This is a genomic window from Lentibacillus amyloliquefaciens, from assembly GCF_001307805.1.
In the GTDB taxonomy this organism is placed as follows: domain Bacteria; phylum Bacillota; class Bacilli; order Bacillales; family Amphibacillaceae; genus Lentibacillus; species Lentibacillus amyloliquefaciens.
Map to the genome: position 1 here is coordinate 2,467,244 of NZ_CP013862.1, position 17,979 is coordinate 2,485,222.

Annotated in this window: 20 protein-coding genes; 9 read left to right on the plus strand and 11 right to left on the minus strand. The window is 41.2% G+C overall.

All coding sequences use genetic code 11. From position 1 onward, the window contains the following. Positions 1–3: 3 nt before the first annotated feature. The 3 genes from AOX59_RS12380 to AOX59_RS12390 all read right to left on the minus strand — a co-directional run bounded on the left by AOX59_RS12380 (position 4) and on the right by AOX59_RS12390 (position 2,257). Positions 4–693, minus strand: coding sequence for an RluA family pseudouridine synthase (locus AOX59_RS12380; protein ID WP_179946433.1), 690 nt, complete (start codon positions 691–693; stop codon positions 4–6). 182 nt (positions 694–875) lie between these two features. Then, complete coding sequence (locus AOX59_RS12385; RefSeq protein ID WP_068445982.1) at positions 876–1,457, minus strand: NADPH-dependent FMN reductase; 582 nt, start codon at positions 1,455–1,457, stop codon at positions 876–878. 233 nt (positions 1,458–1,690) lie between these two features. Then, positions 1,691–2,257, minus strand: coding sequence for an NADPH-dependent FMN reductase (locus AOX59_RS12390; RefSeq protein WP_068445984.1), 567 nt, complete (start codon positions 2,255–2,257; stop codon positions 1,691–1,693). Positions 2,258–2,471: 214 nt separating this feature from the next. Between AOX59_RS12390 and AOX59_RS12395 the strand changes: the two genes are divergently transcribed. Together AOX59_RS12395 and AOX59_RS12400 are read left to right on the plus strand one after the other, a co-directional pair. After that, positions 2,472–2,807, plus strand: a complete 336-nt coding sequence (locus tag AOX59_RS12395; protein ID WP_068445986.1) for a winged helix-turn-helix transcriptional regulator — start codon at positions 2,472–2,474, stop codon at positions 2,805–2,807. A 17-nt stretch (positions 2,808–2,824) separates the two neighbouring features. Continuing rightward, the gene (locus AOX59_RS12400) at positions 2,825–3,748 is read left to right on the plus strand and encodes a DsbA family protein (RefSeq protein WP_068445988.1); all 924 of its coding nucleotides are present in this window, start codon (positions 2,825–2,827) and stop codon (positions 3,746–3,748) included. Between the two features lie 166 nt (positions 3,749–3,914). Here AOX59_RS12400 and AOX59_RS12405 read toward each other — a convergent pair whose 3' ends face one another. Next, positions 3,915–4,097, minus strand: a complete 183-nt coding sequence (locus AOX59_RS12405) for a hypothetical protein (RefSeq protein ID WP_068445991.1) — start codon at positions 4,095–4,097, stop codon at positions 3,915–3,917. 129 nt (positions 4,098–4,226) lie between these two features. On the opposite strand from AOX59_RS12405, the gene AOX59_RS12410 reads away from it, so the two are divergent. The 4 genes from AOX59_RS12410 (at position 4,227) to AOX59_RS12425 (ending at position 7,728) form a co-directional block, all read left to right on the plus strand. Then, on the plus strand, positions 4,227–4,580 hold the full coding sequence (locus AOX59_RS12410) for a DnaJ family domain-containing protein (protein WP_068445993.1): 354 nt from the start codon (positions 4,227–4,229) through the stop codon (positions 4,578–4,580). Between the two features lie 92 nt (positions 4,581–4,672). Beyond that, complete coding sequence (locus AOX59_RS12415) at positions 4,673–5,011, plus strand: nucleotidyltransferase domain-containing protein (protein WP_082684201.1); 339 nt, start codon at positions 4,673–4,675, stop codon at positions 5,009–5,011. After that, the gene (locus AOX59_RS12420) at positions 4,980–5,387 is read left to right on the plus strand and encodes a nucleotidyltransferase substrate binding protein (RefSeq protein WP_068445995.1); all 408 of its coding nucleotides are present in this window, start codon (positions 4,980–4,982) and stop codon (positions 5,385–5,387) included. Before AOX59_RS12415 ends, AOX59_RS12420 begins: the two co-directional genes overlap by 32 nt. A 313-nt stretch (positions 5,388–5,700) precedes the next feature. After that, positions 5,701–7,728 carry an ABC transporter permease subunit gene (locus tag AOX59_RS12425; RefSeq protein WP_169792878.1) on the plus strand — a complete coding sequence of 676 codons (2,028 nt, stop codon included), beginning with the start codon at positions 5,701–5,703 and terminating at the stop codon, positions 7,726–7,728. A gap of 250 nt (positions 7,729–7,978) precedes the next feature. Here the strand turns inward: AOX59_RS12425 and AOX59_RS12430 are convergent, their stop codons facing one another. Then, positions 7,979–8,878, minus strand: a complete 900-nt coding sequence (locus AOX59_RS12430; RefSeq protein ID WP_068445999.1) for a LysR family transcriptional regulator — start codon at positions 8,876–8,878, stop codon at positions 7,979–7,981. A 202-nt stretch (positions 8,879–9,080) separates the two neighbouring features. Between AOX59_RS12430 and AOX59_RS12435 the strand changes: the two genes are divergently transcribed. Both AOX59_RS12435 and AOX59_RS12440 read left to right on the plus strand, forming a co-directional pair. After that, positions 9,081–9,650, plus strand: coding sequence for a sugar O-acetyltransferase (locus AOX59_RS12435; RefSeq protein ID WP_068446001.1), 570 nt, complete (start codon positions 9,081–9,083; stop codon positions 9,648–9,650). 258 nt (positions 9,651–9,908) lie between these two features. Then, positions 9,909–10,688 (plus strand): 2-keto-4-pentenoate hydratase, encoded by a 780-nt coding sequence (locus AOX59_RS12440; RefSeq protein ID WP_068446003.1) that lies wholly within the window; start codon positions 9,909–9,911, stop codon positions 10,686–10,688. A gap of 57 nt (positions 10,689–10,745) precedes the next feature. Here AOX59_RS12440 and ltaS read toward each other — a convergent pair whose 3' ends face one another. Continuing rightward, positions 10,746–12,755 (minus strand): lipoteichoic acid synthase, encoded by a 2,010-nt coding sequence (gene ltaS, locus AOX59_RS12445; protein ID WP_068448315.1) that lies wholly within the window; start codon positions 12,753–12,755, stop codon positions 10,746–10,748. Positions 12,756–13,049: 294 nt separating this feature from the next. Between ltaS and AOX59_RS12450 the strand changes: the two genes are divergently transcribed. Further along, on the plus strand, positions 13,050–13,418 hold the full coding sequence (locus tag AOX59_RS12450; RefSeq protein WP_068446005.1) for a thiol-disulfide oxidoreductase DCC family protein: 369 nt from the start codon (positions 13,050–13,052) through the stop codon (positions 13,416–13,418). 184 nt (positions 13,419–13,602) lie between these two features. Here the strand turns inward: AOX59_RS12450 and AOX59_RS12455 are convergent, their stop codons facing one another. From AOX59_RS12455 to AOX59_RS12475, 5 genes are all read right to left on the minus strand, one after another. Further along, complete coding sequence (locus tag AOX59_RS12455; protein WP_068446007.1) at positions 13,603–14,610, minus strand: LLM class flavin-dependent oxidoreductase; 1,008 nt, start codon at positions 14,608–14,610, stop codon at positions 13,603–13,605. Between the two features lie 30 nt (positions 14,611–14,640). After that, positions 14,641–15,672: a lipoate--protein ligase gene (locus AOX59_RS12460; RefSeq protein WP_068446008.1), complete on the minus strand. Its 1,032-nt coding sequence runs from the start codon at positions 15,670–15,672 to the stop codon at positions 14,641–14,643. Positions 15,673–15,687: 15 nt separating this feature from the next. Beyond that, positions 15,688–16,536, minus strand: a complete 849-nt coding sequence (locus AOX59_RS12465) for an SIR2 family NAD-dependent protein deacylase (protein ID WP_237049263.1) — start codon at positions 16,534–16,536, stop codon at positions 15,688–15,690. Between the two features lie 45 nt (positions 16,537–16,581). After that, entirely contained in the window at positions 16,582–17,376 is a 795-nt protein-coding gene (locus AOX59_RS12470; protein ID WP_068446012.1) for a protein-ADP-ribose hydrolase, read from the minus strand. A 95-nt stretch (positions 17,377–17,471) separates the two neighbouring features. Continuing rightward, positions 17,472–17,804 (minus strand): glycine cleavage system H family protein, encoded by a 333-nt coding sequence (locus AOX59_RS12475; protein WP_068446014.1) that lies wholly within the window; start codon positions 17,802–17,804, stop codon positions 17,472–17,474. Positions 17,805–17,979: the final 175 nt, after the last annotated feature.

Here is a 17,979-nt window from a genome sequence, read left to right on the forward strand (position 1 = left end):
CTATCAGCTCCTTTTGCAAAATTCCGGCCAGAGTTGCCATGGGTAGGTCTCAGGCGGTAGCGACTCATTTTCTGTCATATCTTTCTTTGTCGGATGTTCGAATGCTAACAAGTGCGACCATAAAGCAATTTGCTGCCCCGGTTTGTTTACATGTTGGCCATATTTCTGATCGCCATAGATTGGACACCCGATATTCGCCAATTGAACGCGTATCTGGTGCGGCCTGCCGGTGTGGAGGTTAACTTTGATCAGGTTTAGATCATTGTTATTTCCAATTTTTTCATAATCCAAGACCGCTTTTTTTGCGTCTTTCGTATTTGCTGAGGCGATGTGTACTTTATTTTCACGATGGTCTTTCACTAAAAAGTCCTCCAGCGTGCCCTGATTTTGCGGCGGATTGCCCCGGACAACAGCCAGATAATGCTTCTCAAATGCGCCTCTGCGTATCGCGTCCGACAGACGTGAAGCAGCTTTCGACGTTTTAGCAAATACCATTGCACCGCCAACCGGCCGGTCTAGCCGGTGGACGAGCGCCAAATAGACATTGCCGGGCTTCTCATGACGGACTTTAATATCACTTTTTAGCATTGTCAGCAAATCGTTGTCCTTCGTTCTGTCTTCCTGAACAGGTATATTAACCGGTTTTTCAACCACAAGCACATGATTGTCTTCATATAGAATAGGAATGTCCACCAGCACCCACATCTCCCTCACTCTTGGTAGTTACAGCATAACATATCTGCCATGCTTTTCTCAGGCTCATATGCATACGTAACATTGCCCCGACTGAACTTGAGTTGGGACCCTTAGCATTAAGCCGGCCAAAAAAAGAGACGCGCTAATCGCACATCTCTTCTTTATCAGTTCAAATAAAATTAGCTCGTGACAGCTTGTGCATTTTCACGGACTTGTTTCAATGCGCCGCTCCATGCAAGCAGCTGATCCAGCATTTTGTTGGCATTGTCTGCGTGATAATCAGCCGGTTTGAAGACACTGAAGTTTTCAAAGTCAGTCATCAGTGAGAATGTGACAGCAGTCTGCACGTCTGCAACCTGCAGTTCTCCAAAGATCAAACGCAGATTTTCATGTGCACGTGTGCCGCCAAGACTGCCATAACCGACGAGTCCTGCTGCTTTATCAGCAACTTCCGGTTTCAGGTGGTCGAGAGCGTTTTTAAGTGCGCCGCCTACAGAATGATTGTATTCCGGTGCTATAATGATATAGCCATCAAATGAAGCCATTTTTTCCGACCAGGCACTAATTGCTGCTTCTGCTTCCTGTTTCTGTGCTTCAGGAACCGCAGCTCCCAGCAATGGCAGCTGGTAATCAGCAAGGTCCACGATTTCGTATGTGGCTTCATCACCGCGCTTTGCCGCGAAGTCATGAATCCAGTTTGTAACAGCCTCTGCGTTACGCCCTTCACGGACGCTGCCTAAAATAATTCCTATGTTTAACATGCTACTTTTCCTCCCGTATTCCAATATATTTTGAATTCAATTAAAATGAATTCATTGTTTTATCAACAAGCGTATCATACCATCATTCAGATTGATGTTCAATCTATGTGCTTATTTTTTATTACATGGTTATCAAAAGTAATTGACTGAACGTAAGGAACGTATTAGTACTCATATACAAAAAGGTCATACGACAGCTTTAAACTGCCATCGCACAACCTCTTTCTCCTTCATTAAAACGGGAACGCTGAATCTTTTTCTTTTTGAATTTCGCTGAACACATTAAAACCGTGCACAAGATCTTCTGCCAGCCGGTTCAGCCGGAATATGGCATCATCATCCGCAATTTCTTTCTGGTAATAACTTTTCTCTTCCACAAATACATATTTCGGTATGATAACAGCTTTCATATACGAAAGAATTGGCTTAAGCTGATGTTCCGGCACTAAATAATGCTTGGCAGAACCCGCTGTTGCGACAATCCCGACAACCTTCTCTCTGAAAGCTTCATTTGGAAGCAAATCAAACAGATTTTTCAATGCGCCTGGAATTGAAGCCTGAAAAATCGGTGTGCCGACAATATAAGCATCTGCTGACATGATTTTTTCCAACACCGCTTTCGTATCACCGCTGTAATCCCGATAATCCCGGCCATCGCTGAAGACAAGGTCATAATCGCTTAAATTTACTAATTCCGTTTCTATTTCTGCATGCTGTTTTTTAATATTATTTAAAATCTGTTCGACGGCAATCCGTGTTTTCGAGCCGACAACAGAGCCAGCTATCCCTATAACTTTCAACATAATGCCTCCTCAACACTGCCATGTGCTAGTATCGTCATCGAATTTGAATTTCCTTTAATGCTATTTTACACAAAAAGCCAACGTAATACAGCAAATTGAACTGAGAGAGGTCGTTTAAATGAAAAACTCTGTAAAGCTATTTAACATTGTATAATTTTTATACTTGATTTATTTTATATACAAGATATACTATTAATAAGAGGTGTTGTATATGAACACAAGGGTTTGTCCTTATATTGAGGCTTCCTTTGACATTATCGGCAAAAAGTGGAATGGGCGATTGATTCATTATTTATCATTATGTGAAAATCAATCAGCACATTTCTCAGACATTAAACAGGAACTATCAGGCATTACATCCAGAGCATTGTCTATGAAACTGACCGAACTTGTGGAATTTGGATTGATCAATAAAAATGTAACCAGCGATTCTTCCGTAATCATTACGTATTCATTGACAGAAAAAGGCGCAGAACTTGCGAAAAGCTTGAAGCCAATTCAGGAATGGGCAAAAAGGTATGTCAATTTAGAAGAAAAAATTCACTAGAAAGCGGGGATCACGATATGGAAAATCAGAATAACATGGTATGCAATCCGGAAACAGGCGTATGCGGGCCGGCAGGGGAGGATGATATACAGATGATTGATTTTAATAAGCCGCCGAAAACGATTGATCTGTATTATGTGACTGACCCGATCTGCTCCCATTGCTGGGCACTGGAACCGGTGCTGAACCGTTTCACTGAACAGTATGGTGATTACTTTAACATCCATACGGTAATGGGCGGATTACTGGAAAAATGGGGTGATGGCCCGGTTGATCCGGCAAACGGCATCTCAGGCCCGGCCGATGTTGCCGGACATTGGCAGGAAGTGGGCGAGCAGACACGCATGCCGATTGATGGAACACTCTGGTATGACAATCCGGTTCACTCATCATACCCGCCTTCCCGGGCGTTTAAAGTGATTCAAAAGCAAGACGAAGGTTTAGCCAACGTGTTCTTAAGGCATCTGAGAGAGGCAGTTTTTGCATTCAATCAAAATATCGCTGACAAGGAAGTCCTGGTTCCGATCATCAATAAACTTGGGCTTGATGGGGAGAAAATCTTTGAAGAAGCAGAGTCTGAACGGGGACAACAATTATTGAATGAAGATTTCGCGCTTGCAGCAAGCCTGGGTGCCAGAGGATTTCCGACCATCATTTTGGTCAACGAAGAAAATAAAGGCGTCAAAATTGTTGGCGGCCGGCCACTTGAATTCTACGTTTCCGGGCTGAAGCAAGTCCTGGATACAGATGAGCCCGAATCGCAGCCGCAGCCCGCTCTTTCCAATCTGCTTAAAAAGAATAAACTTCTCTTTTCAAAGGAAATCGAAATCATGTACGACCTCGATAAATCAGACGTTGCTGCCTTTGTCGAAAAAGAACTGGAATCAGGCACATATGATGAAAATGAAATACTTGGTGAAAAATATTTTACACAACAATAGATTAATTGAATGAGAAATTTATAAGCGCTAAACCGCATTTCCCGCCATTAGAAATGCGGTTTTTATTTTGGCCTTTTTCGTGAACTTTGTTGCTCTTAACCCCTCTAGTTGATGTAAATTGTGGCGTAAGTGCTATGTTGATTTCCGTTCCGGGCAGTCGCGCATCTTAGGGCAACGCTTCAGCCTCCTCGGAAGCAAAATCGCCGTCAGGCACAATGATCTCCTTACTGCCATCATCAAGTGAATGCAAAACAAGCTGATCATGATCCCCGTATGCTTTATACATCAGCTGCTCGCCATCCGGGGACACCTCAAGCGATGACATGTCGTAAGCTTCTTTGAATGTCATCTGTTCAGCCTCCCCTCCCCAAGGGTGAGTGTAATGGTGGTGGGGGAATTAAGCGTGACAGGCGAGCAACGATTACACACATTGCAGATATTTGATATAATGAGGTCATCAATGGAAGGAGGCGACCAAATGTACATCATTGTAGAAGATAAAATCAAGGAATCAATCGAGAATGGTGATTTTGACAACCTCCCGGGAAAAGGAAAAAAACTGAATGTGCGGGATGAACTGCCGGGACTGTCTCCAGAACTGAACCAGGCGTATAAAATTTTAAAGAATGCTGGCTTTGTCTCTGAAGATGATGGGAAAACGAAAGATAAAGACGTTACGCAAAATGAATTAATGACGTATGCAACCGGTCAGGAATATAAACACGACGCCAAGAAAGGCAAGCAGTTCGATGACATTGTCCAAAAGCGAAAACTGCATCGAAATAAGAAATTTCCATTTTATCGTAAAAAGATATTCAATAAGCTATCTTGAAACTATTTTTAGCAGGAAGTCCCGAAATATCTTAAAATCAATAAAAGCAGCTGGAAACATATGCTATAATTTAGATAATGGATGGTGTTAGAATGTCAAGGAAATTAACAAAACGAAATATTCCCGAACGCTTTTTCCATGAACTGGTGAATTACTGTTCCTCCAATCCTGACATCTCAAAAGTTATTTTATTCGGATCCAGAGCACGCGGAGATTTTCGCCTGAATTCAGATCTTGACCTTGCTATTCGCACAAAAGATATAACCCATTCTGAACAGAACTTAATTAACGACCGTATACAAGAAATGCCGACCGCATTAAAAATAGATGTTGTTTTTTTGGATCGGCTAACCAAAAAGGGACTTATTAACAATATTAAACAAGAAGGCGTGATTATATATGAAGAAGGAAAGGCTTTACGAGAAGCTTGAAAATTATAAGCGAGCAACCTCAAGACTTTATGAAGCAACAACGCTGCAAATAATGGATGATATTGTTTATGACGGCGTTATTCAACGTTTTGAGTTCACCTTCGAATTAAGCTGGAAACTAATGAAGGACTTTCTGGAATATACCGGCTTAACGGAACTAAGAAGCCCAAGGGGAGCGATTCGGGAAGCTTTTGCGTATGGATTAATTGATGATGGCGATCAATGGATAGATATGATGATCGATAGAAATAAAACGTCACATCTCTACGATGAAGAAGAAGCACGAGCAGTTTATGAAAAAATCAAACATCACTATGCAGGATTGCTAATAGCATTTGGCAATCAAATGGAACAGGAATTAAAGACAATGAGATAATATAGCATGTCTCTCTTTTCACCATGTTAATGTCCCGCAAATGTAAGACTTCACTTGGCAAGCGAGCAATATTCTCCAATTATAGTGTGCCTTCATACGTCAGCCGCCAGTCACATATCTTCAGCAACGGCCCATCCTCATATAGCGGTGTTTTTCGGTCCATTCCAGAACATATTACACAAATCCGCATCATTCAAAAAATCAGACACTTACCTAATTATCAACACATACGGTCTTCATATCCCTCATGGGTATGTTAAAATATATCTGTATTCATAATATACAGAATTTATTCGCAAGCTTTGGGGGATATATGATGAAGCTGCTCAGAATCGCTGTCTTTTATTTACTTGGGGTTTTCGCAATCATTTGTATCAGTGTTTTTCCAAATTTTTTCGCTGAGACAGGTCTGTCTGACCCATTTGGCTACTTTTCAGATCTCGGAGAATTTCTGTTAACCTTTATTCAGCCGGAATCATGGATTTATGAAACCTCCATGTCAAAAGGCGAGTTTTCATTAATCGGAACGTTATGGGAGCCGTTTGTTTACTCGCTGGAGATCCTGTTTAGTGCGCTTTTTATCGGGTTTTCACTGGCATTTGCATTTGCACTTGCGGCCAATTTTCTCCCACAGAAAATCCTCCAGATTCTCAAACGCGGACTGGATTTCCTTGAATCCATCCCGGATATTGTCGTTGCAGCATTGGTACAGATGCTGATGCTCTATTTGCTTAATACATATGGCCTTGAAGTCTTCCGGGTGGCCTCCTATATGGAAAACAAGGCTTATGCCCTGCCGATTTTGACACTTTCGATTCTGCCGATGGTATCGCTGTTCAAAATCCTCCTGTTAATGATTGAAGATGAATTCGCGAAGGATTATGTCCTGTTTCTCAAGAGTAAAGGGATCCGAAAAATCGGCGTTTTGTTTATTCATGTGTTACGTAATATTATGCCGACAACATTCCATCATACAAAGGTAATCATCTGGGCTACGCTCTCCAGCCAGTTTATCATCGAACGGATCTTTAACGTACATGGCATCAGTTTTTTTATTCTGGAAAGTTTTACACCGATGACCATTGCTGCAGCATTAATCATGATGTTCACGCCGTTTTTCCTTATTTTCCAGCTGACAGACCTCTGGCTTGAGAAAAGCGAGAACTATGATTTGCCTAATTTAAGTATTCGGCGGTCATACAACCCTAAAGCGATTATTGAAAACATGTGGCACAGTTTCAGACTAGTTGAATGGAAGCAGTTAAACCCCTGGAAACCGATAGCTGCCGTGTTTCGCACACTTCTCGATTATGTAAGTAACTGGAAAATTGCGGCTGGTGCATTATTTTTTCTTCTATTGATCAGTACTAGTCTTATTTACTCCGTTGCGACAGATGACCATGTTGATCAAGCGAGAATCGTTTATGAGGCGGATGGGGTTACAGTTAAAAGTACGCCGCCTCATCCGCCGCCTGAACCATTTCTTCTCGGATCTGACGGCCAGGGATTCAGCATGCTGGATATGCTGACCATCGGTGCGAAATACACCTTGTTTTTCGGGCTCCTGATTGCATTTCTACGTGTTATTACCGGGCTTTTCGGCGGAGTGGTCTTTGCATTCTGGTTCGGGACCAAACGGCAAAAATGGATTGAAAAAATGGCTGACTCCATTCACTTTCTGCCATTGAGCCTGGTAGCTTATATTCTGCTTCGCCCGATTTTAACCGAACTGCAATCCGGATTCGCCTATTCACTGACCGAACGAATTGTACTTGAAATCATTATTTTAACAATACTGGTCGTTCCGCTGACATCTGTCCTGCTTGGAAATGAAATGAAGCGCGTATTGAGCAATGAATTTATCAAAAGCGCTCAAGTGCTCGGCGGCAGCAGATGGCATATTTTTTGGCATCATGTTTTGCCGCATATCAGTGCTCGCACCACCATCCTTTTTGGACAACAGTTCATTCAGGTGCTGATCATTTTTATGCATCTGGGTATTTTCAGTTTATTTTTTGGAGGAACGGACCAGACTTTTGGGCTTGTCCAGGACCCGCCGCGTTCCATTTCGTATGAATGGTCAGGGCTGATCGGATCAACCACCCACGCCTTGTCGTCAGGCAATTACTGGCTGATCGCCTGGGTGCTTCTCGGATTCATGCTCAGCATCTTTGCCATGCAGTTCATCATTTATGGGGTCAAAGAAGTCCAACAGACGAAAGCCGGTGTTATCTATAATTCCAGGAAGCTGAAGCGTATTAAGGCGCCGCAGAAAACTACTTCCGACGATACGATGGACCGCCAAAGCTTCCGGTTTACCGGCAAGTCTGAAGCTGATTGATAAAAAGTTAGGTGAGAACGTCGATCGTGGTGCTGGCGTTGAACAAGCCAACGAGCTTCTCGCGTGTTGTGGTAACTTCTGCGCCCGCCACAGGACGTGAGCGGTTTTAGAAATCTTTTTTGTACCGAGTAATCGCAGGCACAGAAGGCCCTCTATTCAATGTGTCATTGTAACCGGATTTTTTGAACAGCCTCGATAAGCAATTTTTAGCTTTTTTATTTCCAGCAAGTATAGAACGGTCATATCAAAACTAACTATCTTTTGGATTGTATAGTTTAATATTATTTCGAAGCTGATCTAAAAATTTATTTGCTGCATTAGAAAATACTTGATGTTTTTTCCAGATAATATTTAAATTAGCCTCTAATCCGGGGTTTAAAGGTTTAAAGCATAGGTTGCTGTCAACTGATGTATTAATAAGTTTATCTAAGCATAAAGCGTATCCAATATTTTCTTCAACCATTAATGTAGCATTGTAGATCAGATTATATGTTGCGACAATATTAAAATCCTCAATATTCTGTCCTAACCACCCTGTTAATTCATTATTGACAGCAGTTTGACGTGAAATTAACAACGGTTTATCTATCAGATCTATTGGCTGAATGAATGGCTTATCTGCCAAAGGACTATCTCTCCGCATTAAAACGCCCCAAGCATCCGTAGCCGGCAATTGTACGTAATCGTATTTTTGCTTATCGGTTGGTTCTATAACAATACCAAAGTCTAATAATCCACTGTCTAACTTATCAGTAATGTCATCCGCATTACCGCTGTATAAATGAAACTGGATACTTGGATAATCTTCCAATAATGATTTTAATGTTTTAGCGATAAGATGCATTGCTTCTGTTTCGCCACCGCCAATGTATATTTCGCCGCTAATAATTTCTGTGGATTGGTTAAAATTAGCTTCCGTTTTATCAACTAATTCAACAATCTCTTTCGCTTTTTTTAGTAAGAACACGCCTTCATCTGTCAAGGTGATTTTTCGATTTCCTCTAGTGAATAAAGGGGTACCTAATTCTTTTTCAAAGTCGCTTAATTGTCTCGATAACGACGGCTGTGATAAATGTAAATATTGTGCTGCAGCCGAAATACTCTGATGATTCGCTATCGCAATGAAATATCGCAACAATCGGATTTCCATATATAATGCACCCCCTCCAATAACTAATAGGTATATCAAGTTATTTGATATAGGTATTTGATATCTGAATCTTATCATTTTATGATGTAATTGAAAAGATAAGACATTCAAGGGAGGAATTTACGTCACTTGGACAATGGATAATATTGAAGTAACGATTGGTATAAAATAAGACGAAAGAATATAGAAAGAGGGATATAAAATGAATATGGAAGAATTTATTACATATTGCAAAGAAGGCAATCCGATTTCCGGAGAGGATAAGGAGCTTCATGGGCTGTTAACGCAATGCAGTTTTGAAGCACAAAAAATAACAATGGAATTAAATACATCCTATCATTCACAGGAAGAGATTGTAGAGATATTTCGAAAACTAACAGGTAGTAAAGTGGATTCCTCTTTTATGTGCTTCCCACCTTTTTTTACTGACTTTGGAAAAAATATCACTATTGGGAAAAACGTATTCTTTAATACAGGTTGCTCTTTTCAAGATAGAGGCGGCATTCATATCGGAGACAGCTTATTACTAGGCATGAATGTTACAATTGCAACACTTAATCATGGGATGTCTTTAGAAACAAGAAATACAACATACCCCTCTCCGGTTATAATTGGAGATAATGTATGGATTGGATCAAACGCAACAATCCTGCCAGGGGTAACAATTGGGGACAACTCTGTTGTTGCGGCAGGAGCAGTTGTCACTAAAGATGTCCCGGAAGATACTGTTGTTGCAGGAGTGCCGGCAAAAGTTGCAAAAAAATTGATTTAAAGTAATTTTAGTCTTATTGGGTGAACGACCCGCCACTTGTAAAGAACTGTACTTAAGCTATCGACTGCTTTAGTGCAACAGCCAACCATAGAAAAACCCGGGCATCCCCCTCCTTGGGCATTTGTAACAAATGTAAAGAATTTAAAAACATCATGACATTTTTCAAATCCACTCGGAAAGCATCTGCTTAACAAACCATGAGACAAACGGTTATAATAAGTCTATTATATTCAAATCATAAGGGGGAGACTTTATACAATGACCGGGACAAATAATGAAATCGTCCAAACACTGAAGAAAGCATACGAGACGAAAGAGCCGATTGATTTTATCCGCAAGCATTACAATCTGGATGAACAAGCAGCTTACAAGATCCAGAATCAATTTGTAACAGAAAAATGCGAACGCACAAATGAAACCATTGCTGGATTTAAAATCAGCATGACCAGTCCTGACACGCAAGCATATGCCAATACTGATGAGCCGGCTTATGGCACATTTATTGAAGGCAATCTCATCCATTCAAACGAATCCGTCTTGCTGAATTCATTATTTGACCCACTTGTTGAACCGGAACTTGTATTTGTGCTTACGGGCGATTTAACTGCCGGAGCGTCCGAGGAAGAAATTATTTCAAAAAGCAAAATAGCGGCAGGGCTTGAAATTCCCGACTCCCGCTATAAAGACTGGTTCCCGAACTTCACCCTGGAGGATCTCCTCTGTGATAATGGGGCGGCCGGACTGGCAGTCATCTCAAATACTGTTGAAACACCATCATTTGAACAACTGGACAGCATCAATATGGAACTGTTCCATAACGGAGAAAAAATTGGTGAAGGCTCCTCTTCAAATGTTCTCGAAAACCCCGCCTCAGCTGTTGCCTGGCTTTCAAAAAAGATGTCTGGTCACGGCAAAACATTGAAAAAAGGCATGATTATTTCATCAGGCACATTTATTCCGCCATTACGTGTTGAGGAAGGAACATATCACGCCGTATACACTGGAATTGGTGAAGTGAGCGTAACATTTAACCGCTGATTATGACCGATAGACTCATAGAAAATCCCCGCACTCTCAAGAGTGCGGGGATTTTTATTATGAGTTATTCTCATCGTTATTGTCAGTGTCTTCTGCCTCTTCTTTGTTGTTATCTTCTGTACTCTCTTTTTCAGTATTTTTCTCTTCTGTGCTTTCCTCATTGTCTTTTCCATACTGATATTCGTTCGGGTCAACAGGTTCCCAATCTTCACTAGGTTCATAGAAACGCAGCAGATCGCCATTTAGAACCTCATCATTCAGGCTCAGTTCATAAAGGACCTGATCGCGTTTTTCTTTCATTTCCTTAGTCGGTTCTTCGATAGGTTCGCCCGTGTCATTATCATAAAAGACTTCTTGAACATAACTGTATTCTTCAGTCATAAAGCTGCCGTTTCGGAACGGCACAAAGTCTTTATGCTCATCGGAAAACATGTCAGTTCCAAACTGAATATATTTTTTTGAGTCGATTCCCAATAAATGCAACATCGTTGGCACCACATCAGTCATGCCTGAATATTCATGGTTGGTACCCTGTCCTTCCATACCCGGGACACGAATCATATACGGCACACGCTGCAAGTTGGCATTTTTCAATGGCGTGATTTCCTCGCCCGTTATTTCACTCATGGCGCGGTTATGATTTTCAGAAATACCGTTATGGTCGCCATAAATCATAATGACTGAGTCTTCATACAGCCCTTTTTCCTTGAGGTCATCGAAAAACTGTTTCAGCGCTTCATCCAGATAGCGGGCTGTCTGAAAGTAACGGTCAACTGTGCCATCACCGGTTTCAGCCGGCTCAATTGACGCTTCACCCTCATCCAGAACAAACGGATAATGGTGGGTCAGCGTCATCATGTGCGCATAGAACGGCTCATCCTTTTGAGCCAAATCTTCAAGCATTGGCATGGACTGTTTAAAGAATGGCTTATCTTTTAAGCCATAGTTGATGACTTTATCCTCGCTCATATCGTAATAACTGGATTCATAGAACTTATCAATGCCGAGTTGCTTGTAAACCTTGTCCCGATTCCAGAATGAGCCTTCATCACCATGGAATACAGCACTTGTATAGTCCTGTTTCTGGTCGAGAATCGCCGGCAATGCCTGATACGTGTTAGAGCCTTTCGTGACAAATGCAGAACCCTGTGGCAAGCCGTACAATGAAGTATCCAATAACAGCTCCGCATCCGCGGTTTTACCTTGTTCAGTCTGATGGAAGAAGTTATCGAAATACGTAAAATTCTTGCTATCATCGTGAACAAGCGAGTTAAGGAAAGGTGTCACTTCTTCGCCGTGCAATTTATAATCAATCAGGAATGACTGAAACGACTCAAGGTGAATCTTGATAATATTTTTGCCTTCTGCTTTTCCGAAGTACTTCTCATTTGGCTCAGCGTATTTCTTATCGGTGTAATTTTCCACCTCTGTTACATCCTCACTTGAGGCCATCGAACGTTTAGCATTGGCCTTAACGGACTGAACTGTGTTGAATACGGCAAAATTTGGCGCACCGAGGTATTTCACAATATAATTATTATCAAATACCCGTTCCAAAAGCTGTGGACGGTCTATCTCCGCCAAGCCTAAATTGCCGGCAAACACAAGCACACCGGTAGCCAGCACTGCAAATGGTTTTTTGAAACTTAAGCGTGCCGGGGACCAGACGGCTTTCCGTTTGAAGAACAGAACAGCCAGGATAATGAGGTCCAGCGCATAAAAGACATCATACCATTCAGCCAATCCCAGAAAACTTTTGCCGATACTGCCGGCGTTGTCCGTCTGCATCAGTGTTTGAATGGTAATAAAGCTGCTATATTCGCGATAGAATACAATGTTGGCGTACATAAACAAGGTCAACAAGGAATCAATAATCAAGAGCGCAATGCCGAATCGTTTCCCTTTAAAAAATAAAGCCAGACCCAGCAGAATCAAGCCGGAACTCAAAGGGTTGATAAACAGCAAAAAGTGCTGCAGCAAATTGGTGACGCCTAAATTAAACTCTGAAATATATATAATATAAGTTTTCATCCAAAACAGGACTAAAGCTAGCAGAAAAAATCCCATCTTAGTCGATTTTAAATTTGTTAACTTTTTCACGTTTTCTCACTCCATAATTTTCATACTGACTTTTAGATTCATGTCAGCTGTGCTACCATGCTGTTAACCACAATCTTAAAAAAGATTTTAATTACAGGCTGAGATACATTGTACACCTATATTGTCTTTTTGTTAAGACCCAATTTACGAAAATTTAACACGGAATTATCAATACCCGTTATACTAGAAGTTAAACTACACCATACCAGCCATTATTTACCTGAAATAATTAAAGGGAATAGAAGAAAGGAGAAAAGACGCATGGCTAAACATATCGTGTTTTATGATGCTGAGTGCCCATTGTGCCGAACGGTAAAAGCTGTACTGATGAGGCTGGACAGGAATGAAACGATTACATGGTATCCGGTTCAGAACGTAAGAAAAGAACTGCAGGCGCGAATTAATATCTATAAAAATATGTATGATGAAATCTATATGTACACAAAAGACAGGAAGGTGCTAACGGGATTTTATACAGTGCGCAAGATTCTTTCTGTATTGCCGGCCACCAAGCCCATCGGAATGCTTTTTTACCTTCCGCTTGTGGATTATATTGGAGACCCGGCATACCGATTCGTATCGACCCGCCGCTATAAGTGGTTTGGGAGAGTGCCGTATGAGGGGCTATGATGCGGCAGGATGCTAAAATGTGTTATAAAACGGGAAATACCCACCCCCCACTACAAAAGCCGCAGTCAGTATACTGCGGCTTTTATCTGCTTCATTTGCAGTTTTTGATTGTGCCGGAAATTTCCTCCTAATACAGCCACAAAAGGTAGTACTTTTCTTTACTATACCGAACTTTTTAGAAACCCTAATTGAATGCTCCAGCCAATAATTCAATCGCTTTTTTACGGGCTTCCAACCCTGGCATAAGCGGTACTAACAGGACTTCATCAGCCTTAAATTGTGTAATCAACTCATTTAATTGTTCTGTGACACTTTCAATATCGCCCACTACCATGCGGATTCGATTCGCTTGAATAATCGCCTTTTCCTCTTCTGTATAAGGATATTGCCGGGCTGTTTCAACTGATGGAAATTCTTTCAAATGGCCAAAATCATCCGTGCCGAGCAACCAAAAATCCAAGGCTTCTGCGTATTCCTCTGCTAACTCATTCGTTTCAGCAACGACAACAAACGGGGCAATGGACACTTTAGGTTCCGGCATGAATGATGAAGGTTTAAATTCATTGCGATACGTCTCCGCTGCCTGGATACCAATATTTAATTTATCAATGCCTGCAAGTGGAAATAATCCAAACGTATAGCCAATTCCCAGTTTAGCAGCCATCTTGGCATTTCTGACACTGGTTGACAACACCCACATCTGGGGAACGGTTGAAATAACAGGGTTAGCCGTAATCCCGGAAAAACGATGGTTTTCATCCACTTGATCGCTCAAATACTTGGTTAAATCAACAATACTCTGCTCGTAACCTGAGTTTACCTTTTTATTCTCATTCAACGTCCGATTCACAATCGCCGTTCCTACCGTATTGCCTATCCCCAAATCAATTCGACCGGGATGAAACGCCTCGAGAATCCGAAAATTTTCAGCGACTTTATAAGGGCTATAATGTGGAATCATCACACCGCCCGAGCCGATACGAATCCGCTCTGTCGCATCTGCTAAATGCATCATGATCAGTTCCGGTGAACTACTGGCAAAAGCAGGAACGTTATGATGTTCTGCCATCCAAAACCGCACGTAGCCTAAGACTTCAGCTAATTGAGCCAGCTCAATCGTATTCTGCAAAGCAGTTTGGGCACTCGAGCCTTCATCAATTTGAGCGTAATCCAAAATCCCTAATTTAACCAATGTCACCCTTCTTTCTAAGTCTGACGGGGCTTATGCTTTTTCACTTAAAATAAAGCTGACTAATTCTTCTTTCGTTAGCTTTCCGAAATAATTAGTTAAATCAAACGGCACTAACGCATTTAATAAGTCTTCTTTCCTTAACCGTACGCCGACTAAAGCTTCTTCAATTTCTTTTATATCGTTTGTTCCGAAGAAGTCACCCGTAATCTGGATGGCAGCAATTTTAGCATGCTCAACGCCTAAGCCGACATTAATCGTTCCAATTGGAAAACGTTCGGTTAAACGATATTCGAACTGTTTAAAGCGACCATAGTTCCAGTCCCAATTATGGTATTTCTCTGCTGCAATTTTATCGACGCCCGCCCAATCTTCCGGCGTTAATTCATAACGTTTCGCTTCACTGATATCGTTGACGTCAAGTAATTCACACATCATATAATCCGTAAAATCCCATACCGTCATATCCTGGTATTCAGGTGCCAAATGAGGACGGATGGATCCTACTCGGCTGCGGACGGACCCGATGCCATGTGATTCAATTTTCTTCTGGTTTGGGTTCAAGACAGATACCATTGCTTCATAATCAGGATCTAATAGCAGCGAATACCCGGCGTAAACGCGACCTTTCTGCATGGTCATCGCAGCACCGGAAATTTTTTTGCCATCTAAAACTAAATCATTACGGCCTTTATGTTCTACATTGTCTACACCCAACTTCTCAAGCGCTTTAACGGCCGGTTCATACAAACGTGCATAATTCCCATAAATATCATTAACACCATTAAATAAGAAACAAAAACTCATATTGCGATCATCGAGATAAATCGCACCGCCTCCTGATTCCCGGCGGATGATTTTAATATCATGTTCATCCATATAAGGCTGGTTGACTTCCTCGTATGCATTCTGGAATTTGCCAATTTGAACGGCCGGGTGCATCATGTATGTGAACATAACATCATCATCCAAGAAAATATGGTCCTTCACATAATCCTGTAGAGCCATCGCCACTCCCGGGTCATAGATCCACTCGCCATTACGCTTTGATTCAATTAAATACATTTGCTGTCTCCCCTATTATTCACTTGCTAACTCATGTAATACTTCAGCAATATCTGCATCAATTCGTACTGTTTGCGGACGAATCGGATGTGGAATGAAGTAATCTTTTTGATTCATTGTCACAAATAACGCTTTCGCATTTTCTTCGGTCATTTGTTGGAAAGGGTGTTTAATAAATTGCGGGGTTGTATGTCCCACACCAATTTCCAAAAAGAGTATCTTTTTATCTTGATTTGCTTTTAAGAATTGCCCGTAACGCTCATTCTGTTCATGGAACTGACCATCTTCGACCATTCCTTTTTCTTCATTACGTTTGTTAATTTCTAAACCGGCTCCACATTTCGGACAATGCGGAACTAAATTTGCAGGTATCTTCATATTCGATTGTTCTCGGGCCATTTGGCGAATTAGGACTTCATCGTGATACGTCTGTTGGTGACAGTGTTCGGAACACTGCCACAATCCGTATTCTCCTTGAATGCGGAACACTTTATCCATATCGAACTTCGCCGCATAAAACGCATTATCGGCATTTGTCGTAATAACATGATAATTGTTACCTGCCATAATAAGTCGCAAATCGACATATGCCTGTCCTACCGGTTGATCAAAGAAATTCAACAAGCTGAAGCGACTTTGAAAAGCCCAATATTCTTGTTCATCTTCAAAATCAAAAAGACTTGCCTGCAGCATATCAAGAAAGCGATACTTCGCAATAAAATCAGGAAAAGCGTCCGTAAATCTTTTCCCTGCATATGTAAACCCAGCCGCTGCGGACATTCCTGCACCAATCCCAATGACAATTGCCTCAGCTTCATCTATTAGTTGGTTTAATAAATCGGCTTGTGTCAATGATGATTCCATCGTTAATGTCTGCCAATGTCTATTAAGTTGTTGCATCAAAATCCCCTATTCTTTCCTCGCTAATAATGACTCATAAATTTGTAAATCCTCATCTTTAAACACATTAAAGATAACTTGAAGGTTTGACCCGGTGTTTTTTATATAATCTTTCATCGTTTGAACCGCTATTTCAGCTGCACGCTCGTTAGGAAAATTAAATTCACCTGTCGAAATACAGCAAAAAGCAATGGTGCCTAATTGATACTTATCCGCTAATGCTAAACTAGAATAATAGGACGACGCGAGTAAATGCTCTTTTAACGTTGAGACACCACGCTCGTCGATAAATGGGCCAACGGTATGAAGACAAAAATTTGAGGGTAAATTGTAAGCTTTCGTAATTTTTGCTTTTCCCATCGGCTCTTTGCGGCCTTGTGCTTTTATCAGCTCATCACAATCCAACCGCAATTGCACGCCAGCACGGGTATGAATTATATTGTCGATACAATCGTGATTTGCTTGCGTACAGCCCAAGAGCTCACTGTTAGCCGCATTAACAATGGCATCCACCGCCAGACTTGTTATATCACCCTGCCATAAATAAAGCTGCGGCTGAACCGCTTCTAAATCTTGCAATGAGGTTATGTGTCGTTCGTTATTCCACTGTGTTAAGAAAGCATCTTGAACCTCAAGAAATTGTTCTGAGACCGCCTCAGGCTGCCGGATATTACACAATCCACGAAACAATGCTATTTTTCCCTCTGCGGTATCCGTTTTATCCTGCATTATTTGTTCGTCAGCATTCGGGGTCTCGTTCAGTAAATAATCAATCAGATAATCCAACCTAGCTTGTTGATCCATATCCTGCTCCCCTGATAAATATACTTATTAAACCTATTACGATTTATCTGCACTCAGGTTAAAATAAACGAATAGGTCTGCCAAGCATTTATTAATTAAGCTTCTTCTAATTGGTTAAACGCTTCTTCATCCACATCTGTTAATTTTACGACCCAATTCTCTTCCGTTTTGGCTGAGTTTAGAAGGGTTGGTTCACTTATTGCTGCTTCATTACGCCCGATAATTTTGCCAGCTAACGGAGAAGCCATTTCAAAAACAGTCTTTGAAGCTTCCAGGTTTAAAATGGCATCATCCGCATTCAGTACATCCCCATCAGTGAATTCTACAAATCCAACTGTACCAAGATCATCCTGCAATTCCGGTGTCATGCTTACCGTATAAACGTCATCATTTTTTTCGATTAATAAGAAATTTCCTCGTTTTTTCATTACTAATCCCTCTTTCTTATTTAAATTTCAAAATAATATATTGAGTATATCATGTATAAGCAATACCTCCCAACAGGGTTGCTTATTCTTTTGAAAAAGCTGTTTCGCGCATAAATTGTTTTGGCCTGCCCCGCACTGGATAAAAACTGCATTAAAAAGCAACAACGTTTACGAA

Coding starts and splice junctions, on each gene's coding strand:
- AOX59_RS12385 (WP_068445982.1), bottom strand. CDS start 1,457: ATGTTAAACATAGGAATTATTTTAGGCAGCGTCCGTGAAGGGCGTAAC.
- AOX59_RS12395 (WP_068445986.1), top strand. CDS start 2,472: ATGAACACAAGGGTTTGTCCTTATATTGAGGCTTCCTTTGACATTATC.
- AOX59_RS12400 (WP_068445988.1), top strand. CDS start 2,825: ATGGAAAATCAGAATAACATGGTATGCAATCCGGAAACAGGCGTATGC.
- AOX59_RS12405 (WP_068445991.1), bottom strand. CDS start 4,097: ATGACATTCAAAGAAGCTTACGACATGTCATCGCTTGAGGTGTCCCCG.
- AOX59_RS12410 (WP_068445993.1), top strand. CDS start 4,227: ATGTACATCATTGTAGAAGATAAAATCAAGGAATCAATCGAGAATGGT.
- AOX59_RS12415 (WP_082684201.1), top strand. CDS start 4,673: ATGTCAAGGAAATTAACAAAACGAAATATTCCCGAACGCTTTTTCCAT.
- AOX59_RS12420 (WP_068445995.1), top strand. CDS start 4,980: ATGAAGAAGGAAAGGCTTTACGAGAAGCTTGAAAATTATAAGCGAGCA.
- AOX59_RS12425 (WP_169792878.1), top strand. CDS start 5,701: ATGATGAAGCTGCTCAGAATCGCTGTCTTTTATTTACTTGGGGTTTTC.
- AOX59_RS12430 (WP_068445999.1), bottom strand. CDS start 8,878: ATGGAAATCCGATTGTTGCGATATTTCATTGCGATAGCGAATCATCAG.
- AOX59_RS12435 (WP_068446001.1), top strand. CDS start 9,081: ATGAATATGGAAGAATTTATTACATATTGCAAAGAAGGCAATCCGATT.
- AOX59_RS12440 (WP_068446003.1), top strand. CDS start 9,909: ATGACCGGGACAAATAATGAAATCGTCCAAACACTGAAGAAAGCATAC.
- ltaS (WP_068448315.1), bottom strand. CDS start 12,755: ATGGGATTTTTTCTGCTAGCTTTAGTCCTGTTTTGGATGAAAACTTAT.
- AOX59_RS12450 (WP_068446005.1), top strand. CDS start 13,050: ATGGCTAAACATATCGTGTTTTATGATGCTGAGTGCCCATTGTGCCGA.
- AOX59_RS12460 (WP_068446008.1), bottom strand. CDS start 15,672: ATGTATTTAATTGAATCAAAGCGTAATGGCGAGTGGATCTATGACCCG.
- AOX59_RS12465 (WP_237049263.1), bottom strand. CDS start 16,536: ATGGAATCATCATTGACACAAGCCGATTTATTAAACCAACTAATAGAT.
- AOX59_RS12470 (WP_068446012.1), bottom strand. CDS start 17,376: ATGGATCAACAAGCTAGGTTGGATTATCTGATTGATTATTTACTGAAC.
- AOX59_RS12475 (WP_068446014.1), bottom strand. CDS start 17,804: ATGAAAAAACGAGGAAATTTCTTATTAATCGAAAAAAATGATGACGTT.